Annotated in this window: 4 protein-coding genes; 2 read left to right on the forward strand and 2 right to left on the reverse strand. The window is 69.4% G+C overall.

Translation table 11 applies throughout. The features are described from left to right. Positions 1 to 77 precede the first annotated feature (77 nt). A complete protein-coding gene (locus tag ACWDSL_RS51145; protein WP_450496350.1) occupies positions 78 to 2,699 on the reverse strand; it encodes an ABC transporter permease/substrate binding protein in 2,622 nt (873 codons plus the stop codon). Further along, positions 2,692 to 3,870: a quaternary amine ABC transporter ATP-binding protein gene (locus ACWDSL_RS51150; RefSeq protein ID WP_450496352.1), complete on the reverse strand. Its 1,179-nt coding sequence runs from the start codon at positions 3,868 to 3,870 to the stop codon at positions 2,692 to 2,694. The genes ACWDSL_RS51145 and ACWDSL_RS51150 overlap by 8 nt, the downstream gene beginning before the upstream one ends. Positions 3,871 to 4,087: 217 nt before the next feature. Between ACWDSL_RS51150 and ACWDSL_RS51155 the strand changes: the two genes are divergently transcribed. Next, the gene (locus ACWDSL_RS51155; RefSeq protein WP_450496354.1) at positions 4,088 to 5,014 is read left to right on the forward strand and encodes a 5'-3' exonuclease; all 927 of its coding nucleotides are present in this window, start codon (positions 4,088 to 4,090) and stop codon (positions 5,012 to 5,014) included. A 59-nt stretch (positions 5,015 to 5,073) separates the two neighbouring features. Beyond that, positions 5,074 to 5,985 carry a siderophore-interacting protein gene (locus ACWDSL_RS51160; RefSeq protein WP_450496355.1) on the forward strand — a complete coding sequence of 304 codons (912 nt, stop codon included), beginning with the start codon at positions 5,074 to 5,076 and terminating at the stop codon, positions 5,983 to 5,985. The last annotated feature ends 224 nt before the right edge of the window (positions 5,986 to 6,209 follow it).

Genomic DNA, 6,209 nt, shown 5'->3' on the forward strand with positions numbered 1-6,209 from the left:
GGGCCGGAGCGCTTGCTCCGGGCCGCGGCGGCGGTCACTGGTGATTCAGGCTGGTTCCGGTTGGTTCCGGTGGGCCGTCAGCTCACCGGGGCCATCTTGTCGACGATGCCGGGGTGGGCGTCGATCCACTTCTGGACGCCCTTCTCGACATTGCCCTTGCCGGCGTCCTGAACGGCCTGCTCCAGGCTGGCCAGTTCCTGCTCGGTCATGTGCCAGTTCTTCAGCCACCCGTAGAACTCGGAGTATTTCTTCGGGAAGGACTTGTGGCCCAGCGAGCGGATCTCGTTGTTGGCCCCGAACGCCTTCTTCGGGTCGGCCAGCTTGGTGAGCTGGTACTTGCTGTACGCCCAGTGCGGGGTCCACAGCACGACGGCGACGGGCTCCTTCTTGGCGTACGAGCGCTCGAGCTGGGCGAGCATGGCCGGGGAGGCGTTGTTGGTGACCTCGTACTCCTTGTCCAGGTCGTACTCCTTGAGGACCTTGCTCTTGAGCAGCTGCATCTCGCCGGTGCCCGGCTCAATGCCGATGATCTTGCCCTTGAACCTGTCGGCCTTGCCCTTGAGATCCGCCAGGGACTTCACGTCCTTGACGTACGAGGGCACCGCGATCTCGAGCGAGGTCTTGTCGTACCACGGCCCGATATCGACGAGGTTCTTCTTGTAGCGGTCCCAGTACTGCTTCTGGGCGACCGGTAGCCAGCCGTCGAATTCGACGTCGATCTGCCCGGCGCTCATCCCGGTGAACATGGAGCCCACGTCGTACTGCTTGATCGACGGCTTGTAGCCGCGCTTCTCCAGGACGTTCTTCCACAGATAGGTGGTGGCGACGTCCTCGTCCCAGGGGAAGTAGCCGATCCGGGGCGCGGCCCCGGCCTGCTTGCCCTGGGTGGCGGTGCCGGCGCCGCCCACCGGGGCGAGCTTGTCGACCACACCGGGGTTCTTCTTCAGCCAGGCGCGCACGCCGTCCTGCTGCTTGCCCTTGCCCGCGTCCCGGATGGCCGCTTCGAGGCTGGTGAGCTGCTTCTCGGTGAGCTTGAAGTCCTTCATCCACTTGGCGATCTCCGGCTGCTTCTGGGAGAAGCCCTTGCGCCCGATGGCGTGGATGCCGTCGCCCTTGCCGAAGGCTCCCTTGGGGTCCGCGAGCTTGGTGAGCTTGTACTTGCTGTACGCCCAGTGCGGGGACCACAGGGTGACGGCGACCGGCTCCTTCTTGGCGTAGGAGCGATCCAGCTGGGAGAGCATGGCGTTGGTGGAGGCCTTGACCAGCGTGTACTCGCCGTTCAGGTCGTAGCCCGGGAGGACCTCGTCCTTCATGATCTTCATCTCGCCGGCGCCCGGCTCAATGCCGATGATCTTGCCCTTGAACTTGTCGGCCTTGCCCTTGAGGTCGTCCAGGGACTTCACGTCCTTGACGTACGAGGGCACCGCGACCTCCAGCGAGGTCTTGTCGTACCAGGTGCCGAGGTCCTCCAGCTGGTCCTTGTACTGCTTCCAGTACGAGGCATGGGTGGCGGGCAGCCAGGCGTCGGTCTGCATGTCCACGTCACCGGCCGCCATGCCGGTGAACAGCGTGCCGATGTCATACGTCTGAAGCTGCGGCTTGAAACCGCGCTGCTCCAGGATTTCCTTCCACAGGTAGGTGGAGGCGACGCCCTCGTCCCAGTTGATGTAGCCGAGCTTGACCGTGCGGCCCTTGCCGATGTCAGCGGTGACCTTCTGGCCGCTGTCGTCGTCGCCGAAGATGTTCAGGCCGCCCGCGACGAGCGCGAGGACGACGACGCCGACCATCGCGACCGAGGTCGCGGGGCGCCACTGGAGCACCTTCAGGCCGCCCACGGCGCTCGCGGCCTGCTTGGCCAGGGCCCGTCGGCCGAGCGGCGAGACGCGCTGGTTGAGGGCGCCGGTCATCCGGTCCAGGTACATGGCGAGGATGACCACCGCGATGCCGCCCTCGAAACCGAGGGCCACGTCGACCGAGCTGATCGCTTCGAAGACGGAGGAGCCGAGGCCGCCACCGCCGACCATGCCCGCGATGACGACCATCGACAGCGCGAGCATGATGGCCTGGTTGACGCCCGCCATGATCGTGGGCAGGGCGAGCGGCAGCTGGACTTGGAGCAGGGTGCGGCGCGGGGTGGTGCCGAAGGCGTCGGCGGCCTCGACAAGCTCCGCGTCGACCTGGCGGATGCCCAGCTCGGTCATCCGTACGCCCGGCGGCATGGAGAAGACGATGGTCGCGATGACGCCTGGGACCACGCCGACGCCGAAGAAGAAGATGCCGGGGATGAGGTAGACGAAGGCGGGCATCGTCTGCATGAAGTCCAGCACCGGGCGGAGCACGGCGCTCACGGCGCGGTTGCGCGAAGCCCAGATGCCCAGCGGTACGGCCAGCACGATCGTGATCACACCGGCGACCAGCACCAGCGACAGCGTCTCCATCGCCTCGTCCCACTGCTGGATCGAGTCGATGAGCGCGAAGCCGGCGAAGGCGAGGACGGCGGGCACCAGGCCGCGCAGCCACCAGGCGAGCACCGCGAGGATGCCCGCGAGGAGCAGGGCGTTGGGGGCGGCGAGCACATCGTGCACGCCGTCGTACATCCCCTGGACGACCTTGGCGATGAAGTCGAAAAGCCACTCGAAGTTGTCGCGAAGGAAGTTGATACCGGACCGGATCCAACTTCCGAGCTCAATCCTAGGCACCGGCGATCACCTTCCCCTCGGGGGCCTCGGGAGTCTGTGAGGTCTTGGATGCCTTGATGGCCTCAGGGCCCCCGGCGGGCGCGTCCGGTCCGTCGTCCGGCCCCGGCTCCGGGTCGCCGAGCACGGCGAGCAGCCGGGCGCGGGGGACGACGCCGATAAGGCTGCCCTCCTCGTCGACCACCGCGACCGCGACACCACTGCGCGAGCAGGGCGTGAACAGCTCGATGATCGGGGTGTCTGCGGTGACGGTCGCGGGGGCGGCCGCCAGGATGTCGCTCTCGGTGCGCAGCACCGTGCCGTCCGGGGTCGTGGTGCCCAGCGCCTCCTCGGGATCGGCCATGATCGCGCCCGCGGTGAGCACCCGGGTGCGGTCGACGTCCTGGGTGAAGGAGGCGACATAGTCGTTGGCCGGGGTGACCAGGATGTCCTCGGCGGTACCGATCTGGACGATCCGGCCGTCGCGCATGACGGCGATGCGGTCGCCGAGGCGCATGGCCTCGTTGAGGTCGTGGGTGATGAAGACGATGGTCTTCTTCAGCCGCTTCTGCAGCTCCAGCAGCTGGTCCTGCATATCGCGGCGGATCAGCGGGTCGAGCGCGCTGAAGGACTCGTCCATCAGCAGCAGGTCGGCGTCGGTGGCCAACGCGCGGGCCAGACCGACGCGCTGCTGCATACCGCCGGAGAGCTCGTCGGGCCAGGACTTCTCCCAGCCCGCGAGGCCGACGAGGCCGAGCGCCTCGGTGGCGCGGCGCTTGCGCTCGGCGCGCGGCACGCCCTGCACCTCGAGGCCGTACCCGGCGTTCTCCAGGACGCTGCGGTGCGGGAAGAGCGCGAAGTGCTGGAAGACCATGCTGATCTTGTGGGAGCGCACCTCGCGCAGGTCGCGCGCGGCCAGGGCCGTCAGGTCCTGGCCGTCGTAGAGGACGCGCCCGGCGGTCGGCTCCAGCAGTCCGTTGAGCATGCGCAGCAGCGTGGACTTACCGGACCCGGACAGACCCATGACGACGAATATCTGGCCCGCCTCAACGGCGAAGGACGCGTCGATGACCGCCGCCGTCGTGCCATCCGTGCGCAGCTCGTCACGGTCCGTACCGCCGTCGAGCTTCGCCACCGCCTCATCGGGTCGTCTGCCGAACACCTTGTAGAGGTGTTCGGCTTGCAGCCTGGACACATATACCTCTCGGGTCGAACCAAAAAACGACCCGCCACCCCCGCCGGCGGGTCGTGGAGCGGGCGGTTTCCGACCGCTTGCCCGATGCAATAGTTGTTTTGCCTAACGGGTCCGCTCCGGCTGCGCGCCTGCCCTGAACCGTTTGGCGTAAACCCATCGGTGACCCACGTCACATTTCCGGGGCGTTTGTGTCAGTGGTGTGCGGCATCATCGAGGCGTGACCCGACGCCTGATGCTCCTCGACACCTCGTCCCTCTACTTCCGCGCCTATTTCGGGGTGCCGGACTCCGTCCGCGCCCCCGACGGCACACCGGTGAACGCCGTGCGCGGGCTGCTCGACTTCATCGCCCGGCTGGTCCAGGACCATCACCCGGACGACCTGGTGGCCTGCATGGACTTCGACTGGCGCCCCAAGTGGCGGGTCGATCTGATCCCCTCGTACAAGGCGCACCGGGTGGCCGAGGAGGCCCCCGCGCCGGACGGTGTGGACCAGGAGGAGGTGCCCGACACCCTCTCCCCGCAGGTCCCGGTGATCGACGAGGTGCTGGACGCGGTCGGGATCGCCCGGGTGGGCGCAGATGGCTACGAGGCGGATGACATCATCGGCACGCTCGCGGGCCGGGCCTCCGGCCCGGTCGACATCGTCACCGGCGACCGCGACCTGTTCCAGCTCGTCGACGACCGGCGCGCGGCGCGGGTGCTCTACCCGGTCAAGGGCGTCGGCACGCTGCAGGTGTTCGACGAGGACGCACTGCGCGAGAAGTACGGCGTGGGTGGCTCGGGGTACGCGGATCTGGCGCTGCTGCGCGGCGACACCAGCGACGGGCTGCCGGGCGTGCCCGGGATCGGCGAGAAGACCGCGGCCAAGCTCCTCGCCTCGTACGGCGACCTGGCCGGGATCATGGCCGCGGCGGCCGACCCCGCCTCCAAGCTGACCCCGGCGCAGCGCAGGCGGCTGGAGGAGGCGCGGGAGTATGTGGCGGTCGCGCCGAAGGTGGTGCGGGTGGCCTCGGACGTCCCGCTGCCCGCCTTCGACCCGGCGCTGCCGCGGCAGCCGCGGGACGCGGGGGCGGTGGAGGCGCTGGCGGAGCGGTGGGGTCTCGGCGGATCACTGCGCCGGCTGCTCTCCACTCTTGCGGGGTGAGGTGTTAAGTTAGGTAACCCTAACCCGTTTGTGGATCTTTGTGGATCAGGGAGGTGGCCGTGGCAGACCGTCCGGCCCGCAAGACGCCGCAGGTCAACCGGGCGCGGGTGGCGCGCACCGAGCGGCTGACGCCCCATCTGACGCGGGTGGTGCTCAGCGGCGGGAGCCTGGCCGGCTTCTCCGCCGGCGAGTGCACCGACCATTACGTCAAGCTGCTCTTCCCGGCCGAGGGTGCCGTCTACCCCGAGCCGTTCGACCTTGCTCAGGTCCGCGCCGAGTTCCCGCGCGACCAGTGGCCTCGCACCCGCACCTACACCGTGCGCGCCTGGGAGCCCGCGGCCCAGGAGCTGACCCTGGACTTCGTGATCCACGGAGACGAGGGCCTGGCCGGGCCGTGGGCCGCGCGCGCCGAACCCGGCGAGGAGATCCTTTTCCTCGGCCCCGGCGGGGCGTACACCCCGAGCCAGGAGGCCGGCTGGCATCTGCTCGTGGGCGACGAGAGCGCCCTGCCCGCGATCGCCGTCGCGCTGGAGCGGCTTACGGAGCAGCCGACGGGCACGCCGGTGCACGCCCTGATCGAGGTGGCCGGTCCGGAGGAAGAGCTCAAGCTGAGCGTGCCGGACGGGGCGGAGATCACTTGGCTGCACCGCGGTGGCGGCCGGGTCGGCGAGGCGCTGGTGGCGGCCGTACGCGCGCTGGACTTCCCGTCCGGCCAGGTGCATGCGTTCGTCCACGGCGAGGCGGGCTTTGTGAAGCAGATCCGCCGCTATCTGCGGCTCGAGCGAGACGTTCCGCGCGAGTGGCTGTCGATTTCCGGCTACTGGCGGCGCGGCCACGACGAGGACGGCTGGCAGGCGTCCAAGCGGGAGTGGAACCAGCAGGTGGAGGCGGAGCAGGAAGGCGACACGGGGACTCCGGGCGGTGCGGGAGCGGCTGGGGCCGCGGGCGGCCCAGGGGCTGCGGCGGCCTGACGCGTGGGGTCGGGCCCGGTCTGCGGGGCCGCCCCGACACAGGGGTGGCGGCCTGGCCCGACGCGCGCGGCCTGGCCCGGTAGGCCAGGCTGCTCTGCGGGGCCTGCCCCCGTACGCGGAGCCGTGCCCGTACCCGGGAGAACGGCGCCTGCGGGCGGCGAGCAGCTCGCCCTCGACGACCTGAAGCGCGATGTCCAGGACGTCATCGGTCAGCCGGCGGCCGT

This window comes from Streptomyces sp. NPDC000941, from assembly GCF_053599555.1.